Annotated in this window: 17 protein-coding genes; 2 read left to right on the top strand and 15 right to left on the bottom strand. The window is 65.0% G+C overall.

Features of this window, described 5'->3' with window-relative positions; genetic code table 11:
* The first annotated feature begins 84 nt into the window (after positions 1–84).
* Positions 85–2406, top strand: coding sequence for a PAS domain-containing sensor histidine kinase (locus WDX12_RS20710; RefSeq protein ID WP_434721820.1), 2322 nt, complete (start codon positions 85–87; stop codon positions 2404–2406).
* 767 nt (positions 2407–3173) lie between these two features.
* Here the strand turns inward: WDX12_RS20710 and WDX12_RS20705 are convergent.
* The 12 genes from WDX12_RS20705 to WDX12_RS20650 form a co-directional block, all read right to left on the bottom strand.
* Complete coding sequence (locus WDX12_RS20705; RefSeq protein WP_434721819.1) at positions 3174–6149, bottom strand: bifunctional [glutamine synthetase] adenylyltransferase/[glutamine synthetase]-adenylyl-L-tyrosine phosphorylase; 2976 nt, start codon at positions 6147–6149, stop codon at positions 3174–3176.
* 115 nt (positions 6150–6264) lie between these two features.
* Entirely contained in the window at positions 6265–7743 is a 1479-nt protein-coding gene (locus WDX12_RS20700; RefSeq protein ID WP_434721818.1) for an ATP-binding protein, read from the bottom strand.
* A gap of 132 nt (positions 7744–7875) precedes the next feature.
* Positions 7876–8550, bottom strand: a complete 675-nt coding sequence (locus tag WDX12_RS20695; RefSeq protein WP_040991372.1) for a response regulator transcription factor — start codon at positions 8548–8550, stop codon at positions 7876–7878.
* A gap of 367 nt (positions 8551–8917) precedes the next feature.
* On the bottom strand, positions 8918–10474 hold the full coding sequence (locus tag WDX12_RS20690; RefSeq protein ID WP_434721817.1) for a Do family serine endopeptidase: 1557 nt from the start codon (positions 10472–10474) through the stop codon (positions 8918–8920).
* A gap of 289 nt (positions 10475–10763) precedes the next feature.
* Positions 10764–11225, bottom strand: a complete 462-nt coding sequence (locus WDX12_RS20685; protein ID WP_434721816.1) for a cytochrome c-type biogenesis protein — start codon at positions 11223–11225, stop codon at positions 10764–10766.
* Positions 11222–13207, bottom strand: a complete 1986-nt coding sequence (locus WDX12_RS20680) for a heme lyase CcmF/NrfE family subunit (protein WP_434721815.1) — start codon at positions 13205–13207, stop codon at positions 11222–11224. Before WDX12_RS20680 ends, WDX12_RS20685 begins: the two co-directional genes overlap by 4 nt.
* A gap of 62 nt (positions 13208–13269) precedes the next feature.
* Complete coding sequence (ccmE, locus tag WDX12_RS20675) at positions 13270–13713, bottom strand: cytochrome c maturation protein CcmE (RefSeq protein WP_434721814.1); 444 nt, start codon at positions 13711–13713, stop codon at positions 13270–13272.
* 4 nt (positions 13714–13717) lie between these two features.
* The gene (gene ccmI, locus WDX12_RS20670) at positions 13718–14854 is read right to left on the bottom strand and encodes a c-type cytochrome biogenesis protein CcmI (protein ID WP_434721813.1); all 1137 of its coding nucleotides are present in this window, start codon (positions 14852–14854) and stop codon (positions 13718–13720) included.
* A gap of 116 nt (positions 14855–14970) precedes the next feature.
* Positions 14971–15408, bottom strand: coding sequence for a hypothetical protein (locus tag WDX12_RS20665; RefSeq protein WP_434721812.1), 438 nt, complete (start codon positions 15406–15408; stop codon positions 14971–14973).
* A gap of 127 nt (positions 15409–15535) precedes the next feature.
* A complete protein-coding gene (locus WDX12_RS20660) occupies positions 15536–16924 on the bottom strand; it encodes an ATP-binding protein (RefSeq protein ID WP_434721811.1) in 1389 nt (462 codons plus the stop codon).
* A gap of 22 nt (positions 16925–16946) precedes the next feature.
* A complete protein-coding gene (locus tag WDX12_RS20655) occupies positions 16947–17612 on the bottom strand; it encodes a response regulator transcription factor (protein ID WP_027164846.1) in 666 nt (221 codons plus the stop codon).
* Positions 17613–17676: 64 nt separating this feature from the next.
* Positions 17677–17976: a hypothetical protein gene (locus tag WDX12_RS20650; protein WP_434721810.1), complete on the bottom strand. Its 300-nt coding sequence runs from the start codon at positions 17974–17976 to the stop codon at positions 17677–17679.
* Positions 17977–18228: 252 nt separating this feature from the next.
* Between WDX12_RS20650 and WDX12_RS20645 the strand changes: the two genes are divergently transcribed.
* A complete protein-coding gene (locus tag WDX12_RS20645; RefSeq protein ID WP_434721809.1) occupies positions 18229–18615 on the top strand; it encodes an ester cyclase in 387 nt (128 codons plus the stop codon).
* 82 nt (positions 18616–18697) lie between these two features.
* Here WDX12_RS20645 and WDX12_RS20640 read toward each other — a convergent pair whose 3' ends face one another.
* The 3 genes from WDX12_RS20640 to WDX12_RS20630 form a co-directional block, all read right to left on the bottom strand.
* A complete protein-coding gene (locus tag WDX12_RS20640; RefSeq protein WP_434721808.1) occupies positions 18698–19105 on the bottom strand; it encodes a DUF3168 domain-containing protein in 408 nt (135 codons plus the stop codon).
* A 144-nt stretch (positions 19106–19249) separates the two neighbouring features.
* Positions 19250–20809, bottom strand: a complete 1560-nt coding sequence (locus tag WDX12_RS20635) for a trimethylamine methyltransferase family protein (RefSeq protein ID WP_434721807.1) — start codon at positions 20807–20809, stop codon at positions 19250–19252.
* A gap of 12 nt (positions 20810–20821) precedes the next feature.
* On the bottom strand, positions 20822–23233 hold the full coding sequence (locus WDX12_RS20630; protein WP_434721806.1) for a GcvT family protein: 2412 nt from the start codon (positions 23231–23233) through the stop codon (positions 20822–20824).
* Positions 23234–23244: the final 11 nt, after the last annotated feature.

Raw genomic sequence — 23244 nt, 5'->3', positions numbered from 1 at the left:
AATCAGCTTTGATTCTTTAATGGCGATTCGGGCGTGCGGCGTATCCGGATCATCCAGTATACGGCAGATCGGGGAGTGCCATTTATGGCCAAGGCGGACGCGTGGGGCGCGCCCGGTGGGAAGGCTTTTGCGCGGCGCAAGGCAAGGAGCGATGGACTTGCCGGCAATACGCGCCTCATCGCCGAACCCACTTATCAGCGGCTCCTGGCCGCCGAGCCTTTTCTGCGCCGTTCGATCCCGGCGCTGATCGTCATTTTCCTGATCGTCATCGCGGCATTGCGCTTCCTGTCGCTGATGAACGAGCATGACGAGATAGAGCGCGACGCCAAGGCGGTGCTGGCGCTGGCCACCGGCCAGATGGCGCAGGCGATCACCGCGGACCCAAGCTCTGCCGGCGCCAATGCCGTAAGCCTCCTGGAAAACACCAGCCGCCAGGGCGCCATGAGCCGCGCCCATGTGCTCGCCATCACCGACGCCAACTTCAAGGTCATCGCCGTCTCGCCGCTGTCGACGGGCTGGCAGGGCCGCACGCTCGACAGTCTGGTGCTCGGCGGCCAGCCGCTGTTCATGTTCGGCGACCGCGCCGGCGTGATGGATGTCAGCATCTCAGGACAGGACTGGTTCGCGGCCGTCAGCCTCAGCGGCGACCGCAAACATGCAGCCGCCGTGCTGGTGCCGCAGGAAGCGGTGTTCGACAGCTGGCGCAAGTCGATGTCGCTCAACGTCACGCTGTTCGTGCTGACGGCGGGCGTTCTGATCGTCATCCTCTACGCCTATTTCGGCCAGGCCGCGCGCGCCCAGGCGGCGGACCGCATCTATCTCGAGGCGCATCAGCGCATCGACATGGCGCTGGTGCGCGGCCGCTGCGGGCTGTGGGACTGGGACATGGTGCGCGGCAAGATGTACTGGTCGCGCTCGATGTACGACATGCTGGGCTACGAGCCCTGCGATACGATGCTCTCCTTCGGCGAGGTCGACGAGATCATCCACCCGGAAGACGGCGACCTGTTCGAGCTCGCCAACCGCATCGTCGAACGCGAGATAGACCATATCGACCAGGTCTTTCGCATGCGCCATGCCGATGGGCAGTGGGTGTGGATGCGCGCCCGCGCCCAGGTGATCGACCCGGAGGCGCCGGAGATCCAGCTGATCGGCATCGCCGTCGACGTCACCGAGCAGCGGCACCTGGCGCTGCGCTCGGAAGCGGCCGACATGCGGCTCAGGACCGCGATCGAGAACATCAACGAATCCTTCGTGCTGTGGGACGCCGCCGAGCGGCTGATCATGTGCAATTCGAAGTTCCAGAAGGACAACGGGCTGTCGGACCGCGACGTCGTGCCGGGCATCGTTCGCGACGCGGTGGAGGAGCGGATGCTGGCCTTCGCTTCGGAGCGCAGGCTCGCCAATGCCAACGGGCCACATGGCGGCATTACCCTCGAGCGCCAGCTTGCCGACGGCCGCTGGCTGCAGGTGAACGAGCTTAGGACCCGCGACGGCGGCATCGTCTCGGTCGGCTCCGACATCACCCAGATCAAGCTGCATCAGGAAAAGCTGGTCGACAGCGAGCGCCGGCTGATGGCGACGATCCACGATCTCAGCCTTGCCCGGCGCGCCGAAGAGGAACGCGCCAGCGAACTGGTCGAGCTCAACCGCAAATACATGAAGGAAACCGAGCGCGCCGAGGCGGCCAATCGCGCCAAGTCGGAATTCCTCGCCAACATGTCGCATGAGTTGCGCACGCCGCTCAACGCTATCATCGGCTTCTCCGAGCTGATGCAGCAGGGCCTGTTCGGACCGCTCGGCTCGGAGCGCTACGAGGAATACGCAACCGACATCAACGGCAGCGGCAAATATTTGCTCGGCGTCATCAACGACATACTCGACATGTCGAAGATCGAAGCCGGTCAGTTCTCGCTCGACCGCGAGGAGATCGACCTCTGCCCGCTCATCAAGGAGACGGTGCGGGTGATCTCGCTGCAGGCGGCGGAAAAGTCGATCAATGTCGAGACGCGGATCGCCGATACGATGCGGCTCTACGCCGACCGCCGCGCGATCAAGCAGATCGCCATCAACCTGCTCTCCAACGCGGTGAAGTTCACCGGACAGGGCGGCAAGATCACGGTCAGGGCGCGCAACACGTCGGGCGCCCTGCTGCTCACCATCGAGGACAATGGCTGCGGCATTCCCAAGCAGGCGCTGAGCAAGCTCGGCCGGCCGTTCGAGCAGGTGCAGAACCAGTTCTCCAAGAACCACACCGGTTCGGGCCTCGGGCTCGCCATCTCGCGCTCGCTGGCCGAGTTGCAGGGCGGCGCGCTGAAGATCCGCTCGACCGAAGGCGTCGGCACCATCGTATCGGTGCGCATTCCGCTGAAGAAAGCACCGCCTACGGTGAAGGCGGCGGCCTAAAGCGCGTCGCGTCGGAACGGCCTCATGCGGCGCGCTTTAGGTTGTTGTTTTTACGCATGTCGTTGTCCCAAAACCGCTGCGCACTTTTGGGCGACATGCATTAGGTTAGAGCGGTTCACCGGCGGGCCAGCGCCCGCCGTGCCGCCCAAAACACGAGAAAACGTCCGCTCCCGGGTTTTATCGCAAATTTGCTAATATTACGATTGACTCAGCCGGCTTGCCGCCGCGCCGGTCAGGCTCGGCGGTCGACCGAACTCACCCCAACGAACTGTCGGGCCGCTAAACTGAGCCAGTGGGGTTTAGATCGTTTACGGCTGCCGACGCCGGGCTTGCCTCGGCGCCTTTCGATGGCCGTCTATAGACCAAGCCGACGACGAGACCGAAATATCCGACCTGCAGAATGACCATGGCCAGCATTGCCCACCCGAGCGCCGTCCAGACGGAACCAGTTTCCATGTCAGCCCAGATCGCCACCATGAATGACGCTGCGAACATGCCTACCAAGAATTTCCGAAGATCCATAGTTGCCCAGCGCCCCCAGGTTTTGGCCATTTGGGGGGCTTTCAAGTCAGCCGTTAAAAGAACCCGCCGCTCCATTTGCGAAGCGGCGAGGCCCCCCTTCGTCGGGGTGATGATTGACCCCGGCATTGCTGACCGTGCAATTGCGGTGCCAGACCCATTGACCCATTACGGGACACCTCTGCCAATGGCGCAAGACCGGATCGCCGATTAATATTAACTGTGGCTAATGTGCCACCCGGGGAATCTCATGGCGACGATGCGGTTGGTGTCGACGCTCCCGCACGAAGCAGACGGTCGAAATCTCTCCTGACCTTCCGCGACGTCTCCTTGAGATGCGCTTCCAGCACAGCGAAGTCCGGCAGGTCGGTGACCGCCAGAAGCAGGTCCGAAAGCCCCGGCGGGACATCGTCGCGCTGGAACTCGCCGGTGAGGCAAAGCCTGATCATCTGGGTCAGCGCCAGATAGAGCCTGTAAGCTTCGCCAAGCTCTTCGCGGATATCGCCCCCCGCGAAACCGGAGACTAGTCGCGCCAGAATATCCGCCGTCGCCGTCACCCGGCGACCGGGCTCGACATTGCCGGTGATGACCGCGACCTGGGCGATGAATTCGAGATCGATGAGCCCGCCCGGTATCAGCTTGATGTCCCAGAGGTCGCGCGGCGGTTTTTCCTTCTCGATCAGCGCGCGCATGTCCGAGGCCTCGGCTTTCACCTTGGCGGCATCGCGCGGCTGCGCCAGAACCGCCGCCACTTCGGTCTCGAGTTCGGCGCAAAGCTCGACGTCGCCGCCGATGGCGCGGGCGCGTGCCAGCGCCATGTGCTCCCAGGTCCAGGCGTCCTGGCGCTGATATTTCTTGAACGCGTCGATATGGGTGGCGACCGGCCCCTTGTTGCCGGAAGGACGTAGGCGCAGGTCCAGCTCATAGAGCACGCCTTCGGCGGTCGGCGCCGAGACGGCGGCGATCAGGCGCTGCGTCATGCGGGTGTAGTAGTGCGAAGGCGCCAGCGGTTTGTCGCCGTCGGAGTCCTCGGCATCGCCGTCATGATCGTAGAGCAGGATGAGATCGACGTCGGAACCCGCGGTGAGCTCGCGGCTGCCGAGCTTGCCCATGCCGAGCAGGGCCACCCTGCCGCCCCCGATCCTGCCATGGCGCAGCGCGAATTCGGCGATCACCGCGTTAAGCGCCGCCTCGATGGTGAGATCGGCGAGATCGGAGAAGGCGCGGCCGGCGCGCGCGGGATCAATCGAGCCGGCAAGCAGGCGCACGCCGATCAGAAATTTCTGCTCGGAGGCAAAGATGCGCAGGCGGTCGAGCACATCCTCATAGGCGCGGTCGCCCTCGATGAAAGCGGCAAGCCGCGCCGAAAGATAGGCGCGGTCCGGCAGTTCGGTGAGCAGCGCAGGGTCGAGCAGGCCGTCGAAGACGTGCGGGCGTCGGGTGATGATGGCCGCCAGCCGTGGCGCCGCGCCCATGATGGTCGCCATCAGCTTGAGCAGCGCCGGATTCGATTGCAGCAGCGAGAAAAGCTGGATGCCGGCCGGCAGCCCGGCGAGGAACTCGTCGAAGCGCACCAATGCCTCGTCGGCGCGCCGCGTCTGGCCGAAGGCCTTCAACAGCGCCGGAGTCAGCTCGGTGAGCCTCTCGCGCGCCTCCGCCGACTGGGTGACGCGATAGCGGCCAAAATGCCAGCCGCGAATGACGCGGCAGATGTCACTCGGCCGCTGGAAGCCCAGGCTATGCAATGTCTGCAGCGTATCGGGATCGTCGACATCGCCGGTGAAGACCAGATTGCCGACGCCGGCCGAGAGTTCGGGAGCGGTTTCAAACAGCGCCGCATAGTGGCGCTCGACCTGCTGCAGCGAAGCGCGGAACGCCGCCGTGAATTCCGCCTCGCCGGCAAATCCCAGCATCAGCGCGATGCGTTTGAGCTCCTCGTCGCTGTCCGGCAGGATGTGCGTCTGCTCGTCGGCCACCATCTGGATGGCGTGCTCGACACGGCGCAGAAACCAGTATTGCCGCGTAAGCGCATCGCGCGCATCGGCGGTGATCCAGCCGCGGGCCGCGAGCGCTGCGAGCATCGGCACTGTCTCGCGGCCGCGCAGCTCCGGGAAGCGGCCGCCGGCGATGAGCTGCTGGGTCTGGACGAAGAATTCGATCTCGCGGATGCCGCCGCGGCCGAGCTTGACGTTGTGGCCCTTCACCGCGATCTCGCCATGGCCCTTATGAGCATGGATCTGGCGCTTGATCGAATGCACGTCGGCGATCGCCGCATAGTCCATGTATTTGCGCCAGACATAGGGCTGCAATTCCTTGAGGAAGGCGGCGCCCGCGGCAAGGTCGCCGGCAACCGGCCGCGCCTTTATCATGGCCGCGCGCTCCCAGTTCTGGCCGCGCGCCTCGTAATAGCGAAGCGCTGCCTCAACGGGGATCGCCAGCGGCGTCGAGCCCGGATCGGGGCGAAGCCTCAGATCGGTGCGAAAGACATAGCCGTGCTCGGTGCGGTCCTGCAGGATGCGCACGAGACGGCGGGTGAGCCTGGAGAACAGCTCGGTCGCGTCGAGCGGATCGATCACGGCCGGCGCCTCCGGATCGAAGAAGACGACGAGGTCGATATCGGAGGAAAAATTCAGCTCATGCGCGCCGAGCTTGCCCATGCCGAGCAGGATCCAGCCAGAATCTCTTGCCGGTTCCGCCGGACGCGGCAGCTTGAGCTTGCCTTGCCGGTTCGCGTCGAGCAGCAGGAAATCGACGGCGGCGCATGTGCAGGCGTCGGCAAGATCGCTGAGCCGGCGCACCGTCGCGGAAGCCTCCGCCTCGCCCGACAGATCGGCCAGCGCGATCAGGAAATGCGCTTCGGTCTTCCATTGCCTGAGCGCCATCATCAGGCTCCCTTCCGGAGCGTCTTCCGCCTTGGCCGCGCCGCCGATCGCCACGCCGATGGCATCGAGCCGCGCTTCGATCGTTTGATCGAACAGCGTGTCGAGGATCGCCGGCCGGCGACGGGCGACATCGCGCAGGAAGGGCGAGAGGTCGAAGACGGCCGCCAGTAAATCTTGCAGCGGCCCCTCGCCCGCCAGGAATGCAGCGAGGCGGGAAAATCCTTCTTCCTCGGCGGCATCGGCGATTTCCGACAATTCGCGCCGGGCGTGCTTCGCGCCCAGGGGGCGGAGCGCCAGTGTCGGGCTAAGCCGGAATTCGGATTCGATTTTCTTCTTCGCCATTTGTCCGCGCCATCAAAGCATGTCTCCCGAAAGTGGGCCCGGTTTCGGGACAAAGACATGCTTAAAATCAAAACCTTAAAGCAGGGCGCGTGAATCCTTTTTCACGCGACCTGCTTCAATGCGTCTCCCGCAACGGGAAACTCATGACCACGGACAATCCGGGATTGGCGGGTAAAAGATCAAGCCTGCCGTTGTGGAAAGTCATAATCGCCTTGGCGAGGCTGAGACCCAAGCCGGAACCCGGCTGCGAGCGGCTCTTTTCCAGGCGAACGAAGCGTTCGGTGGCCCGGGCGCGATCGGCGTCGTCCGGAATGCCGTGGCCGTTGTCGGAGACGGCAAGCTTGATCTCGTTGCCGAGGCGCTCCAGCGCCACTCGTACTTTCGGCGCCTCGGCGGCGTCGGTCGAGTATTTGATGGCATTGTCGACGATGTTGGACAGCGCCTGGCCGATCAGCTCGCGGTTGCCGTTGATCGTGAAGGCCTCGGGCACGGTCGTTTCCAGTGCGACGCCCGCTTCTTCCGCCACCGGCTCGTAGAGCTCGACGACGTCGCTCACGGTGGCGGCGAGGTCGACGGGACCGGTTTGTTCCGAGGAATAGCCAGCCTCCAGGCGCGAGATCATCAGGATGGCGTTGAACGTCTTGATGAGCTGGTCGGACTCCGCGATCGTGCCTTCCAGCGCCTGGCGGTAATCTTCCGTCTTGTGCCTGCCGGCGAGCGTCGCCTCGGCGCGGTTGCGCAGCCTCGTCAGCGGCGTCTTCAGATCATGGGCGATGTTGTCGGAGACCTGCTTCAGCCCCTCGTTCAACTTGGCGATCCTGGCCAGCATCGAATTGAAGTTTTCCGACAGGCGGTCGAATTCGTCGCCGGCGCCGGTGACCGGCAGCCGTCCACTGAGATCGCCGCCCATGATGCGGCGGCTGGCGTCCGAGACGCTGTCGATGCGCTTCAGCGCGGCGCGCCCGACAAAGAACCAGATCAGGATGCCGCCAAGGCCCATCATACCGAGCGCCAGGGTCAGCGCGCGGCTGATGACGGCGCGGAAGCGTTCCGGCTCGCCGAGATCGCGGCCGACCAGCATGATCATCTGGTTGGGCAGCCTCAGCACCAGCGCGATGGCGTTGTGGCCCTTTTCCCCCGTGGACTGGGGATTGTTGCCCTCGCTGGCCGGAGGCGCGGACTGGTCCGAACCGCCGCTGCGCAGCCGATCGAGCTCGCCCTCGCCGAAGCGCTGATAGGAAAACGGTTCCGTCGTCCAGCCCTCGGTCTCGATGACCCCCGGCTCCAGGCTCTGCACATTGCCGGTCAGGATCTGGCCGTTGGCGTCGGCGATCAGATAGAGATTGGCGCCGGGCTGGCGCGAGCGAGCCTCGACGACGCGCACCAGCACCGGCAGGCCGCCGCGCTGATAGGCGCGGGCAAGGCCCAGCACCTCGTCATTGATGGTCTCCTGCGTCTGCGCGGTCAGCATGCGCGCCGACAGCGACGTCATGTACAGGACGAGCAGCACCGCGCAGAGCGCGAAAAGCAGAAGATAAAGCGCCGAAAGCCTGGCCGCCGTCGTCTTCATGATGGCCGGCAGGGAAAGAGCCATGGTCGGCTCTTAGATCAGGATGACGATTTGTTGAATCGTCCATCCTGATCTAAACCTTTGTTGACGCATGATCTTTTCCGAAAACCGGGTCCCACTTTTTGCGTTCGCTGACCTTCGGTTCGGGATCATGCTCTACCCGCCCTTCAGCATGTAGCCGGCGCCGCGGATCGTGTGCAGGATCGGCTTGTCGAAGCCTTTTTCGATCTTGCCGCGCAGGCGCGAGACGTGGACGTCGATGACGTTGGTCTGCGGATCGAAATGATAGTCCCAGACATTTTCCAGAAGCATGGTGCGCGTCACCACCTGGCCGGCATGGCGCATCAGATATTCAAGCAGGCGGAACTCGCGCGGCTGCAGCGTGATCTCGCGGCCGGCGCGCTTGACCGAATGCGATAGCCGGTCGAGCTCCAGATCGCCGACGCGGTAGACTGTCTCGGACTCGCGGGCGCTGGCGCGACGGTTCAGCACTTCGACGCGGGCAAGCAATTCGGAAAAGGCGTAAGGCTTGGTGAGGTAATCGTCGCCGCCGGCGCGCAACCCCGTGACGCGGTCATCGACCTCGCCCAGCGCCGACAGGATCAGCACCGGCGTGGTGTTGCCGCGCGAGCGAAGGGCGGCAATCACGGACAGGCCGTCGCGGCGCGGCATCAGGCGGTCGACGACCATCACGTCATAGTCGCCGGCATCGGCGAGCGCGAAGCCGGTCTCGCCGTCGCCAGCGACATGGGCGGTGTGGCCCGCTTCGGCAAAGGCTTTCTGCAAGTAGTCCGCTGCCTCGCGATCGTCTTCCATGACGAGAATCTTCATGGAGCCGTTATACGCGATTTCACCTGAAGTTTGAGAGGCAGCCATTGTTCATGCCTTGCATTCATTAGTCGCATGTCTTCTTCCCAAAACCGGCAACCACTTTTGGGCGACATACATTCCGTTCCGCATGTCGTGATCCCAAAACCGGTGCCCACTTTTGGGCGACATACATTCCGTTCCGCATGTCGTGATCCCAAAACCGGTGCCCACTTATGGGCGACATGCGATAAGCGGCAGCGGGTGATGGGAAACCCGCTGCCGCCAGGCGCGAAACACGGTGACTGACTTACGTGCTCGGCCCCATGTTTTCCCGGCGGCGGCTCGGGGGTGTTGATACCGCCGCAGGGAAAATCCGAACGCTGATATCTCAGCCCTTGCCGACCGGCAGCGCGACGAAGCGGTTCGAGTCGTCGCGGGTGATCTGCATCAGCACGGCCTTGCGGCCGGCCTTGGTGGCATCGGCCATCGCCTTGGAGACGTCGTCGGTGGTGTTCACCTCGTTCGAGTTGATCGAGGTGATGACGTCGCCGGGCTGGATACCGCGGTCGGCCGCATTGCTGTCGGGATCGACGTCGGTCACCACGAGGCCCTTGCCGTTTTCCGCCTTGGTGACGGTCAGGCCGAGATCGGCAAGCGTGTCGGGTTTGGCGGCGGGCGCCGGCTGCTTGTTGTTGTCGTCGTTCGAGGCTTGCTTGTCGCTCGCGGGCAGCGTGCCGAGATCGACCTTGACCGTCTGGGACTTGCCGTCGCGCCAGACGGTGACGTCGACCGACTTGCCCGGCGAATAGGCGCCGATCGTGCGGGCGAGTTCCTTCGGCGAGTCGATATCCTTGCCGTCGACCTGGGTGATGACGTCGCCGGCGGCGATGCCGGCCTTCTTGCCCGGACCGGCATCCTGGGCGCTTGAGACCAGCGCGCCCTTGTCCGACTTCAGGCCGAGCGACTCGGCGATGTCGGAGGTGACCGGCTGGATCTCGACGCCGAGCCAGCCGCGCTGCACGGAGCCGCTCTTCATCAGGTCCTGGACGACCTGCTTGGCGGTCGAGGCCGGGATGTCGAAGGCAATGCCGACGCTGCCGCCCGACGGCGAGAAGATGGCGGTGTTGATGCCGATCACCTGGCCGTTGAGGTTGAAGGTCGGACCGCCCGAATTGCCGCGGTTGACCGAGGCGTCGATCTGGATGAAGTCGTCATAGGGGCCGGCGCCGATGTCACGGCCGCGAGCCGAGACGATGCCCGCGGTGACGGTGCCGCCGAGGCCGAAGGGATTGCCGACGGCAACCACCCAGTCACCGATGCGAACCTTGGAGTCATCGGCAAAGTCGACATAGGTGAACTTGTTGCCGCCGCCATCGACCTTGAGCACGGCAAGATCGGTGCGCGGATCGGTGCCGATCAGCTTGGCGTCGAGTTCCTTGCCGTCATTGGTGACGACGCTGAAATCCGAGCCTTCCGAGACGACATGGTTGTTGGTGACGAGATAGCCGTCTTCCGAGATGAAGAAGCCCGAGCCCTGAGCGACCGGACGCGGCTCACCATTGCCGTGGTCGCGGTGGTTGAAGCGGCGCATGCCGAACTGGCCGCCCTGACCCTGGTCGCCGAAACCGCGGAATTCCTTGAAGAAGCGGCGCAGCTGCGGATTGTCGGGCAGGTTGTCGAAGCCGTTCTGGTCGTCGGAGCCGTCATCGGCCGTCGGCTGGATCTTGGCCTTGACCTTGACGCTCACGACCGCCGGCGAGACGTGCTCGACGACATCGGCGAAGCTCGGCATCTGCGGGGCTTCGACGCGCACGGCATCGGCCAGCACGGGGGCGGTGCCGGTTGCGAGCATGCCAGCGCCAGCCGTGCCGACAACGGCCAGGGAAGCGACGGCGGCCAGCAGGCGCTTGCGGGTGCTCGAAAATGAATTGGGGGCATTATTCATGGGGTTTCTTATCCTCTATCGACGCGGATGCGCTCAGGCGAAGCATCCTCGGGCAAGAGGATTAGAGAGCCGCACATTACGGCGCCATTTCCGGTACATGAAATTTTTGTAATGTTTGGGTGGAGGCCGAGCGGACACGCAAAGTGTGAGGGCATGCCGCCTTTGGAAATTGGCTGAAACCTCCGCGACGTCGTCATTCCAGGTCTGCGCGCGTCGCTTCGCTCCTTGCTCCGCCCTGGAATGACGAATCGCGAGCGGTCGCAGCCAATTGTCGACGCCGGCGATGGAGCTAGTCGCTAAGCATCTTATCCAGTGCCGCCTGCTCCTCGGCCGAAAGCGTGGTCGATGCCGGGCGGCGCGAGCGGGCGCTCACCACGATGAACAAGCCGCCGACCAGCAGCAGGAGCACCGGCGTGCCCCACAGAAGCGCGTTGCGCAGGCTGAAGCGAGGCTTGAGCAGCACGAATTCGCCATAGCGCGAGACGATATAGTCCATGACCTGCTGGTCGGTGTCGCCGGCGACGAGGCGCTGGCGCACGAGGATGCGCAGGTCGCGGGCGAGGTCGGCGTCGGATTCGTCGATCGACTGGTTCTGGCAGACCATGCAGCGCAGGCCTTCCGACAGCGCGCGGGCCCTCGCCTCCAAGGCCGGATCCTGCAACACCTCGTCGGGCTTCACCGCCTGCGCCGCGCCTGCGAAGACCAGAGCCAGCAGCAGGACCAGCGGGGCGAGCGAAAATCTCGCTTTCATGTCGGGGTCGCCAGGGTCGCGGCCAGCTTTCGCCGCTTTGCCGGCGCGCCGACACGCAGGCGGCGGTCGGCCAGCGACATGGCCGCGCCCGCCATCATCACCAGTCCGCCGCCCCAGATCAGCGTCACCAGCGGCTTCCACCAGAGGCGCACGACGACGGAGCCGTCCTTGTTCTCGTCGCCCAGCGACAGATAAAGCTGGCTGAAGCCGAGCGTCCTGATGCCGGACTCGGTCGTCACCATCTGGCGCACCGGATAGAAGCGTTTTGCCGAGGTGATCGCGCCATCGGCGTTGCCGTCGGCGTCTATCAAGAGGAAACGGCCACGATCCTCGGTGAAGTTCGGACCTTTCTGCGGGAAGAGCCCTTCGAAGCGCAGCGTGTGGCCGGAGAGTTCCACCGTCTCGCCGGGATGCATGGAGAGGATCTTCTCCGTGCCGAAGCAGAGCGTGCCGACGATGCCGAGCAAGGTCAGCCCGAGGCCGAGATGGGCAAGCGCCGTGCCGAAGACCGACCGCGGCAGGCCGGCGAAGCGGCGAAGCATGATAGCCGGCGCCACCGAGCCGGCACCGGATTTGACGGCAAGGTCGGTCAGCGCGCCGGCGACCAGCCAGACAGCGAGGCCGACACCAAGCGAGGCGAAAACAGAGGCGCCGTCGATGAAAAGGCCGGTGACCAGCATCGCGGCGATCGCCAGCGCAAAGGCCGCCATCAGTCGCTGCGAGGCGGCGATGACGTCGCCGCGCTTCCAGGCCAGCAGTGGGCCGAACGGCACGATCGCCAGCAGCGGCAGCATCAGCGGACCGAAGGTCAGGTCGAAGAAGGGCGCGCCGACCGAGATCTTGCCGCCGGTGAGCGCTTCGAGCGCCAACGGGTAGAGCGTACCGACCAGCACCGTCGCGGTGGCGGTGGTGAGAAAGAGGTTGTTGAGGACCAGCGCGCCCTCACGCGAGATCGGATGGAACAGGCCGCCGGCCGTCAGCCGCGACGCACGCAGCGCAAACAGCGCCAGCGAGCCACCGATGAACAGCGTCAGGATGCACAAGATGAAGACGCCGCGCGCCGGGTCGGTGGCGAAGGCGTGCACGGAAGTCAGCACACCCGAACGCACCAGGAAAGTGCCGAGCAGCGACAGCGAGAAAGTGAGGATGGCAAGCAGCAGCGTCCAGATCTTCAGCGCCGAGCGCTTCTCCATGACGATGGCCGAATGGAGCAGCGCGGTGCCGGCAAGCCAGGGCATGAAGGAAGCGTTCTCGACCGGATCCCAGAACCAGAAGCCGCCCCAGCCAAGCTCGTAATAGGCCCAGTAGGACCCCATGGCGATCCCGCCGGTGAGGAACATCCAGGCGACCAGCGTCCATGGCCGCACCCAGCGCGCCCAGGAGGCATCGATGCGGCCTTCGATCAGAGCCGCGACCGAGAAGGAAAAGCAGACCGAGAAGCCGACATAGCCGAGGTAGAGCAGCGGCGGATGGATGGCGAGGCCGAGGTCCTGTAGGACCGGGTTGAGGTCGCGCCCCTCGACCGGCGCCGGATTGAGGCGGATGAACGGGTTGGACGTCGTCAGGATGAACAGGAAGAACGCCGCGCCGATCATGCCCTGCACGGCCAGCACATTGGCCTTGAGCGTTGCCGGCAGATTGTTGCCGAAGACAGCGACGAGCGCGCCGAAGAAGGTCAGGATCAGCACCCACAGCAGCATCGAGCCTTCGTGGTTTCCCCAGGTGCCGGTGATCTTGTAGATCATCGGCTGCAGCGAATGGGAATTCTCCCACACGTTCGCCACCGAGAAGTCCGAGCCGGCATAGGCGCTCGCAAGGGCCGCGAAGGACAGCGCGGTCAGCGCAAAGCCGGTGACGGTCACCGGACCTCCGACCGCCATCAGCCGCTGGTTGCCGGTGCGGGCGCCCACGAGCGGCACCAGCATTTGAACCAGCGACAGCGCGAAGGCCAGCACGAGGGCGAAATGTCCGGTCTCAACCAAGGGTCACCTGTTTCCCGCAGGTTTCTGGTCGCAAAACCGCGTTGCACTTTTGCGGAACCTGCTCATTGGCTCTTGCTTTCCACCCAGACGCCCTTGGCCTTCAGGCCGTCGGCGACTTCCTTCGGCATATAGCGCTCGTCATGCTTGGCGAGCACGCTGTCGGCGACAAAAACCCCATCCGGACCGAATGCGCCCTCGGTTATGACGCCCTGCCCCTCGCGGAAGAGATCGGGCAGGATGCCGGTATAGGTCACCTTGACCGATTTCTGCGTGTCGGTAACCGAGAAGGCCACGGTTGCGCCATTGCCGCGCACGACGGTGCCGCTCTCGACGAGACCGCCAAGTCGGATGCGCTGTCCAGGCTGGACGCTTGCCGTGGCCAGCTCGGCCGGCATGTAGAAATAGGAGGCCTTCTGGCCGAGCGCGTAGAAGGTGAGTCCGGCGGCGGCGGCGAGGAAGGCCAGCCCCGCCACGATCACCGACAATCGCTTCTGCTTGCGCGTCATTGCCCTACTCCGTCGCCGTTACGCCGAGCGAAGCGGCGAAGGCGGTGAATTTCCTGGCCTGTTCACTGTCCGCTCCAAAGGCGGCGACAGCGCGGCCGAGCGCGGCGCGCGCCTGGTCGGTCTTGCCAAGCACGACATAGGAACGGATGAGGCGCATCCATCCTTCCTCGTCGCGGGGATTCTGCTTCAATTTGTCGTCGAGGCCGGCAACCATGGTCTCGATCATCGCTTGCCGGTCCTGGGGCGACATCTGCTGCGCGGCTTCTACCTGTTGTGCGTCCGGCCCGTTTGCCGGCGCGGCCCTGGCGACTGCCGGCGCGCCCGCCTCGGCAAGCGCCTGCTGGACCGCGCTGCGCCAGGGCGAATCCGGCGCGAGTTGGCCGAGCATCTTTTGCCACGCGGTGACGGCCTCTGCCTTCTTGCCTTCTTGGGCGAGGCCGACGCCCAAGTAGAAATTCGCCTTGGCGTTGGCCGGATCGAGTTTCAGGGCCGCCTCGAACGCGTTTTGCGCGTCGGCCGACACAATACCGCCGGCAGCACTGGCGATCGCCTCGCCCAAGCCTGCCTGGCGCACCGCGCTATCGCCATCGAGGCGGATGGCGTTGCGATAGGCGGTCACCGCATCGGGAAAGCGCTGCAGGCGAAGATAGATCGGCGCCAGCACGTCCCAGCCCTTGCCGTCCGACGGGTTGGCGGCGAGATGGGCCTCGGCGCGGGCGACCAGTTCGTCGACCGAGGAATCGGCCGGGTTCTTGGCCAGACGTTCGGCCAGCGGCTGTGAAGGCAGATCGGGAGAGCCGAGCATGCCGTAAAGCCCCCAGCTCAGCAGGGGAACCGCAAGCACGGCCACGCTGGCGACCCATCTGGCGCCCTGCGCGGGCCTGGGCGTTGCCGCGCCGGGCTGCATAGCCGCGCTGAGACGCAGGATGCGGCGGCCGATCTCGGCGCGCGCCTCCTCGGCCTCGCCCGGCTGGATCAGGCCGCGCGCCATGTCGCGGTCGAGCTCGGAAAGCTGGTCGCGATAGACTTCGAGGTCGTGGTCGCCGGCAGGCGACGCGCCCTTCATGCCGCCGGTAAGCGGCAACAGCACCGCCAGGCTGGCGCCCAGCGTGAGGATTGCGGCTATGACCCAGAACAGCATGGTTCTTCCAATAAAGGCAGAGCCCTGCCCTGCCAACACAGGCTTGCTGCGACGCTTTGACGGCAGTCGGCCCGGTCTACCTTGATCTATATCAAACGGGCCGGCTGTTGCCTAAATCAGGTCAGCGGCGTCCAGCTGCCATCGGCGTTGCGGCAGGCGGTGCCGCGCGCGGTGACGCCCGCGCCGCTGGTATAGACGGTGTGGGTGTACTGGCGGCAATCCTGCGAGCCGACCCGGTAGGGCTGGGCGGCGACGACCTCGCCATAATGCGAGGAATTGTCGCTCTTCCACGTCACCTTCTGGCCGCTGGTGTTGTATTCCAGCGCCTTGTACTCCGCTTCCAGGCCCTTGCGCTTTTCGGCGTCGCTGAGGCCCGAGCCGATCGATCCACCGATAAGTCCGCCATTCATGGCCGAAACGATGCCGGTCGAGACCTTGCCGGCGGTTGGCGGTGTGGAAACTGGCGTCACAGGAGAGGTTGGACCGCCCCTGCTCAGTGTCGTGCAGCCGGAAACGGCGAGCAGGGCGGAAACGAGCGCGACGCGAATCTTCATGCCAACAACCGGTTCTCTTGAGCGGGATGAGCTGGGGGCTGCGTCATCGGGGAGATATCGAGCCCATAGTGTTGATATTTGTCGGAAATTTGGCCGCCAGCCCCTGCTCGCAAATCGACAAAAAACATCATTGAAGGCTCCGCAATCTCACCACCGCCCTCAAGCCGCCCATGCCGGACCGTTCCAGCGCCAGCGAGCCTCCATACTCGTTGACGAGGTCGGCGACAATGGCGAGCCCGAGCCCGGTTCCCGGCTTCGTTTCATCCAGTCTCTTGCCACGCTTCAACACCTCTCGCGCGCTGTCCTCGGGAATACCCGGGCCGTCATCCTCTATAACGATTTCAAACAGGTTGCCGCTTCCCGAAATAGTGGCGATCGTCACGGCGACGGCGCCTTTAGCCCATTTCATCGCATTGTCGAGCAGATTGCCGAGCAGTTCCTCGAGGTCCTCGCGCTCGCCGGCAAAGACGATCTCCGCTGGCGGCGGCGACAGCGTCAGCCTGGTTTGCGGGTTGAGTTTCTGCAGCACGCGCACCATGCGCTCGACCAGCGGCGAGACCGGCGTGCGGAAGACGACGCTGTCGCGCTGCGCGGCGACGCGGGCGCGCTGCAGATAGTGGTCGACCTGCTTCTGCATCGAGGCGGCCTGCTCGGCGATCAACTGGCCCTTGGCGCCGCCAAGCGCCCGGCCCTCATTGATCAGCACGGCCAAAGGCGTCTTTAGCGAATGGGCAAGGTTGCCGACCTGGGTGCGCGAGCGCTCGACGATGCGCCGGTTGTTCTCGATCAGCGCATTGGTCTCGTTGGCGAGCGGCTCGATCTCCGCCGGGAAGCTGCCGTCGAGCCGCTGCGCGGTGCCTTCGCGCACCATGGCCAGCGCATTGCGGACCCGGCGCAAAGGCTGGAGACCCAGGAGGATGGCAATCGCGTTGATGGCGATCATGCCGACGCCGAACAGCGACAGATAGGTGAGCAGGCGGCGCTGGAAGCTGGCGATCTCCTGCTCGAGCTCGCTGTGATTGCCCATGACGCGGAAGCGGGCGGCGCGGTTCTTGGCGTCCAGCACGAACTCGCTCTCGAACACTTCGAGCTGCTCGCCCTTGATGCCTTCCATCGAATAGCTGCGCTGGAAGTTCGAGTTGAAGGGCACTTCCGCGACGCTCGGCGACAGGAGTGAAGTCGTCATCGAGGAGGAATGGATTTCGCCATGCACGCCTTCGGAGGCGGGCTCCACCGACCAGTACCAGCCGGAATTCGGCTCGGAAAAGCGGAGGTCGCCGAGGTCGGGCGAGCCGGTCAGCGCGCCATTGTCGGAAATGCCGACGGAGCCGATCAGGTTGAACAGATGCGCCGAAAGCAGGCTGTCGAAGCCGCGTTCGCTGGCCTGGCGATAAAGCGTGGTGATGAGGGTGAAGATGACGACCAGCGTCAGGATCGCCCAGATGGTGGACAAGGCGATGACGCGGAAAGTCAGCGAGCGCGGCCAAAGCCGCAGCCTTGAAAGCCACGTTCCCATCGTTGGCCTCAGCGGTTCCGCGTCACGCCTCCGGCTCACGCATGCGATAGCCCATGCCACGCACGGTTTCGATCATGTCGATGCCCATCTTCTTGCGAAGCCGGCCGACAAACACTTCGATCGTGTTGGAATCGCGGTCGAAATCCTGGTCGTAGAGATGCTCGACCAGCTCGGTGCGCGACACCACCTCGCCCATATGGTGCATCAGATAGGCGAGCAGCCGGAACTCGTGCGAGGTGAGTTTGAGCGGCACGCCGTTGACGTCGGCCTTGGACGCCTTGGTGTCAAGCCGCAGCGGCCCGCAGGTGAGCTCGGACGACGCATGACCCGCCGCGCGGCGGATCAGCGCCCGCACCCGCGCCAGCACCTCCTCGATGTGGAAGGGTTTGGTCACATAGTCGTCGGCGCCGGCGTCGATGCCGGCCACCTTGTCGCTCCAGCGGTCGCGCGCGGTCAGGATCAGCACCGGCATCTTGCGGTCGCCGCGGCGCCAGCGCTCGACGACGCTGATGCCGTCCATCTGCGGCAAGCCGATATCGAGCACCACGGCATCGTAAGGCTCGGTGTCGCCGAGGAAGTGCCCCTCCTCGCCGTCATACGCGCGGTCGACCACATAGCCGGCGTCGACCAGCGCGTCGGCCAGCTGCCGGTTGAGATCCTTGTCATCCTCGACGACGAGCACGCGCATGGGTTGAAACCTGTTGCTGGATAGACGTATAGGCCGATTCCGCCGGCCGGGGAAACGAGTGAAGTCAGCCCATCGGGACGACGATTTCCGAGCGGCGCGGACGCTGGCCGTCCTTACCGGGGACCAGCACGACAATGACGCAGACCTGCTGGCCGCCCCGCGTCGCCTGCGAGGCCTTGGCGAGCGTGCCGCCATTCTGCGCGGCGACCTGCTGGCCGATGGCGTAGCAATCGCCGGCGGCGAGCACGACCGGCTGATCGGCCGACGGCTCGACGACCGGCAGGGCGGTCGCCTGCGAGGCAAAGAGGCCGGCCGCGGCAAGCGCCAGCACTGCTTTGCGGAGATGTGAGCCAAGGTTTTTCATGATCACGGTTCTAACGCATACGGGCTGAACGTGAAATGAACGGTGAACAGTCGAAAATCCATGCCCGCCATTCCCCCTGCGCGAGACAAATGAATACACCCCTGTGGGCGCCAGTTTGGGCGCCCAGGCCCCTCGGGCCCCGGGTGCAAATTCATAGCCGGAAAATCAATCGGCCCGCTACGCTTTTCGGGTGCGGATTCTCCATCCAGCCCTAGCTAGTGCAGGGACGACGGACGACCATGGGAGCACGCGATGACGCGCGAGGAAATTGCCGATCTCTACCGGGGCTACATCGCCTGCCTGAACGACCAGGATTGGGACAATCTCGACCGCTTCGTTGGCGAGGAGGTGCAGTATAACGGCGAGACGATCGGGCTCTCAGGTTATCGCCGCATGCTGGAAGGCGATTTCGAGGCCATTCCCGACCTGCGTTTCAACATCGAGTTTCTGATTTCGGAGCCGCCGCGCGTGGCGGCGCGGCTGCATTTCGACTGCCGGCCCAAGGGTGTGCTGTTCGGCCTGCCGGTCCACGGCAAACGGATCAGCTTCGCCGAGAACGTCTTCTACGAATTCCACGACCGGCGGATTCGCGAGGTCTGGTCGGTCATCGACAAGGCCGCCATCCAGGCACAGCTTTGATTCTTTGTTGGCGCATGATCTTTTTCCGAAAACCGGTTCCCACTTTTGCTGCGCTGACCTTCGGTTCGGGATCATGCTCAGATCAGGCGGCTTCCTGCGTCAAGGCGCGGAAGCGCAGCAGTCCATGATGGACCGCAAGGTCCTCGTCATAACGCGCCTCGGCGAATTCCAGCGACAGCCGCGTCTGGCCGCGCGGGCCGATGGAAAGTGCTGCGCCATCGAGGCGCGCCTTGATGCTGTCCATGATGAGGCGTGTCTCGGCCTCGCCTTGAGCTTTCGACCAGACATGCAAGGTGATCAATTGATCGCCATCATTGTCGGCGCCGGTGTCGAGGTTGAAGGCACTGGTGCGGCCGTAGGTCACGTGTGGAAAGGCCGCCTTGTCGCTCGCCTGCTCGAGCAAGCCGGCGCCACCGAGCAGCGCCGATAACGACGCATCGGTCTTCAGCCTCAGGAACAAGGCCTGCATCAAATCGCCAGGCGCAGTCATTTTTCTCCCATCGCTAACACATGTCTCCGCGTTGCTGCCAATCTTCGGCAACGTAGCCGCGCTCGCAATCCGATGCCAGACCACGAATCGGTTTGACTATAGCGTGAAGGGCGAAGGTCTCGAATTTATTACGTTTTCGTCAAATTACGACACCGGGGCCGCGCCACCTTCTTCGGTGCGCTTCGCGATGAACTCATCGAGCACGCCCGCGGTGGCGGTGGCGGCAGCGGAGGCCGGCGGCTGGAAATCGGAAAGGATCCGCTTCCAGATGCCGGTGGCGCGCTCCGTGGCGGTCTTGCCGCCGGCTTGCGTCCAATTGCCGAAATTCGACCAGTCGGCCACCAGCGGCTCATAGAAGGCGGTGCGGTAGCGCGCCATGGTGTGGGCCGCCGAGAAGAAATGGCCGCCGGGCTGCACCTCGGCGATGGCCTCGAAGCCGATCGCATCCTCGTCGCCCGGGGTCTTCGCGCAAAGCTCGGCGACCGTCTGCAAGGCCTCGATGTCGGTGATCAGCTTCTCGAAGGAAACGCTCAAGCCGCCTTCCAGCCAGCCGGCGGCATGGATGCAGACGGTCGCGCCGGCCAGCACCGAGCCCCACAGCGCGAACTGCGTCTCATGTGCTGCCTGCGCGTCGGAGATATTGGCGGCGCTGCCGCCGCCGGAGCGCCATGGCAGGCCGGTGAAACGCGCAAGCTGGCCTGCGCCGAGCGTGGCCTTGACATGCTCCGGCGTGCCGAAGGCCGGCGCGCCCGACTTCATATCGACATTGGAGGAGAAGGAACCATAGACCACCGGCGCGCCGGGGCGCGCGATCTGGGCGAGCGTCAGGCCGGCCAGCGCTTCGGCGTGCTGCAGCGTCAGCGCGCCGGCGACCGTGATCGGCGCCATGGCGCCCGCCAGGCAGAAGGGCGTGATGATCGATATCTGGCCGGCGCGGGCGAAGTCGATGATGCCCTGCGCCATCGGGATGTCGAGCTGGCGCGGCGAGTTGGTGTTGATGACGGTGTAGCTATGGGCGCCGCTGGCAAACTCATCTTCTGACAGGCCGCGCGCCAGCCGGATCATCTCGAAACTGTCCTCGACCTGCGGCGTACCGCGAGCAAAGACGAAGGGTACCTTGTCTGACAGCGTCAGTTGCGCACGGCCGGTGGCATAGTGGCGAAAACGCGTGTCGACGTCCTGCGGCTCGACGCAGGGGCCGAGCATATGCAGCACGTCGAAATGCTGCACCAGCCGGATGAAATCCTCGAAGGCCTGAAGCGTGCCCGGCCGCCGGCCGCGCTCGAGATCGGTGACATTGGGGGCGCCGCAGCCGGCGAGGAACGTCATCGTGCCGAGCTCGAGGTCGAGATCGCGGGAACGGTCGCCGGCCCGCGCCGGGATCGATCGCGGCGCCGAGGCAAGCGCTGCCGTCACGATATCGCGGCCGATCCTGACCATCTGGCTGTCCTCGTCGACCAGCGCGCCAGACCGGGCAAAGATGGCGCGCGCTTCGGGCAGCAGCACCTTGATGCCGAGTTCCTCCAGCACGCGCAGCGCCGTATCGTGGATCGCGGCGACCTGGTCGGCGGAAAAGACCGGCTGCGGCGCGAACGAGTTCTTCAGCGAATGATAATTCGGGCGACGGCTCGACTCACTGCCGGCCTCGCCGGTGCGTCCGCGGCGGCGTTCGCGCCTGAGATCGCGTGCGGCCTGCTCAACCATGACCGTTCCTCCTCATTGCCGCATTGCCTTGCCTTCGGCGTCGTAAGGCGAGGCGGCGATGACGCGCGCCGGCCGTTCGACCCCGACAATGTGTACGGAAAGTTCCGTCCCCTCCCCGGCGAAATCGTCATCGACCAACGCCAGGGCGACGCTCTTGCCGAGCGTGTGGCCGTAGCCGCCGGAGGTGACGAAGCCGACGCGCCGGCCCTTGGACCAGACCGGCTCGAAGCCGCTGGCATCGGCGTCGACCGCGTCGACCTCAAGCGTCACGATCCGTCGCGAGACGCCGGCCTCGCGCTCCTTGATCGCGGCCTGGCGGCCAATGAAATCGCCCTTGTCGAAAGCGATGAAGCGGTCGAGTCCGGTCTGGCCGGGCGTGTAACCTTGCGTGAATTCGCGCGACCAGATGCCGAAACTCTTTTCCAGCCTGAGCGAATTCAGCGCGTAGTAGCCGATCTCGGCCAGGCCGAGGTCTTCGCCGGCGGCAAGCAGCGTCTCACGCAGGGTCGAATGCAGTGTGGCCGGGCAGTTGATCTCGAAGCCGAGCTCGCCGGCGATGGAGAGCCTGGCCACCCGGGCGCGCACCATGCCGATGTCGAACGCGTCGCAAGCCATGAACGGCAAGGCGGCCGCCGAGACGTCCTGGTGTGTGGTGCGTTCCACGATCTGGCGAGCGTTCGGACCAGTGACGAGGAAGCCGGACATGGCATCCGAGATGTCGGTGATGGAGACGCCTTCCTCCCTGTGCGCCTCGAACCAGCGCATGTGGAATTCGCGCAAATAGTAGGAGCCCATGATCCAGTATTCGCCGCCGCCCCAGTTGAGCACGGTGAGATCGCCCTTCAGCCGGCCGTCGGAGCCGAGCATCGGCGCCAGCTTCGCGCGGCCGGGCTTCGGCAGCCGGCAGGCAAGCAGTCGGTCGAGCCAGGCCTCGGCGCCGGAGCCTGACACGGCATAGCGCGAGAAGGCCGTGGTATCGACGAGGCCGGCGGCGCGGCGAACCTGCAGCACCTCGTCGCCGACGATCTCGAAAGCGTTGGAGCGCTTCAGCGTCGTTTCCTCGCGGAACCCCATCGGCGCGAAATAGGCCGGGATCTCCAGGCCCCAGGACGCTGTCCATTCGGCGCCGGCGGCGCTCATGCCGTCATAGGCGCCCGGACGCTTCAGCGGCCGGCCGGCAGGCAGTCGTTCGTTGGGGAAGGTCATGACGAAGCGGCGGGCATAGAACTGGCCCGTGGTTTGCCTGAGATACTCGCGGTTGGCGGCGAAGGCGCCGTAGCGGGCGATGTCCATGCCGAAGATGTCGGCTTGCGGCTCGCCGTAAATCATCCACTCGGCCAGCGACTTGCCGACGCCGCCGCCCTGGCTGAAGCCGGCCATGACGCCGCAGGCGACCCAGTAGTTCTTCAAGCCGCGCACCGGGCCGACCAGCGGATTGCCGTCCGGCGTGAAGGTGAAGGCGCCGTTGACCCATTTGCGGATGCCGGCCTTCGCCAGGCAGGGGAAGCGCTGATAGGCCCTGGAAAGCTCCGGGCTGATGCGGTCGATGTCCTCGGGGATCAGCTCGATGCCGTAATCCCAGGGCGCGCCGTCCATGTTCCAGTGTTTCGGGTTCTGCTCGTAGACACCGAGCAGCACACCCTTTCGCTCCTGCCGCAGATAGGAGAAGCCGTCGAGATCGACGGCGAGGCCGAGCTCCTTGTCGAGGGCGGCGACTTCGGGAATCTCCTCGGTGACGAAATAGTGGTGCTCCATCGGCGTCACCGGCAGGTCGACGCCGGCCATCAGCCCGACCTGCTTGGCCCAGAGGCCGCCGGCATTGACGACATGCTCGGCGACGATCGTGCCCTTCTCGGTTACCACGTCCCAGGCGCCATCGGCGCGTTGCTTCAGCTCGACGACGCGGTTGCGCAGGATGATTTCGGCACCGCGCTTCTTCGCAGCACCGGCATAGGCGTGCGTGGTGCCGTAAGGGTCGAGATGGCCCTCGTTGGAATCATAGAGGCCGCCCAGCACGTCGCTGACATCGACGATCGGGCAGATCTCCTTGATCTCCTCGGGCGTCACCAGCCTGGCCGTCTCGATGCCGACCGACTGGAACACCGCCCAGGCCGATTTCAGCCATTCCCAACGCTGCGGGTCGCTCGCCATGTTGACGCCGCCGGTCATGTGCAGCCCGGCATTCTGGCCGGACTCGGCCTCGATCTCGCGGTAGAGCTTGATCGTGTAGTCCTGCAACGCCGCGACATTGGGATCGGCATTGAGCGCGTGGAACCCGGCCGCCGCATGCCAGGTCGAGCCCGCCGTCAGCTCGGCGCGCTCGATCAGCGCCACATCGCTCCAGCCGAACCGCGTGAGATGGTAGAGCACTGAGGCGCCGACCACGCCTCCCCCGATGACGACTGCCCGGTAATGCGATTTCACGAGCCTCTCCC

The organism is Mesorhizobium sp. RIZ17 (assembly GCF_051127865.1).
In the GTDB taxonomy this organism is placed as follows: Bacteria; Pseudomonadota; Alphaproteobacteria; order Rhizobiales; family Rhizobiaceae; genus Mesorhizobium; species Mesorhizobium humile.
This window is presented reverse-complemented; position numbering and strand designations above follow the sequence as displayed.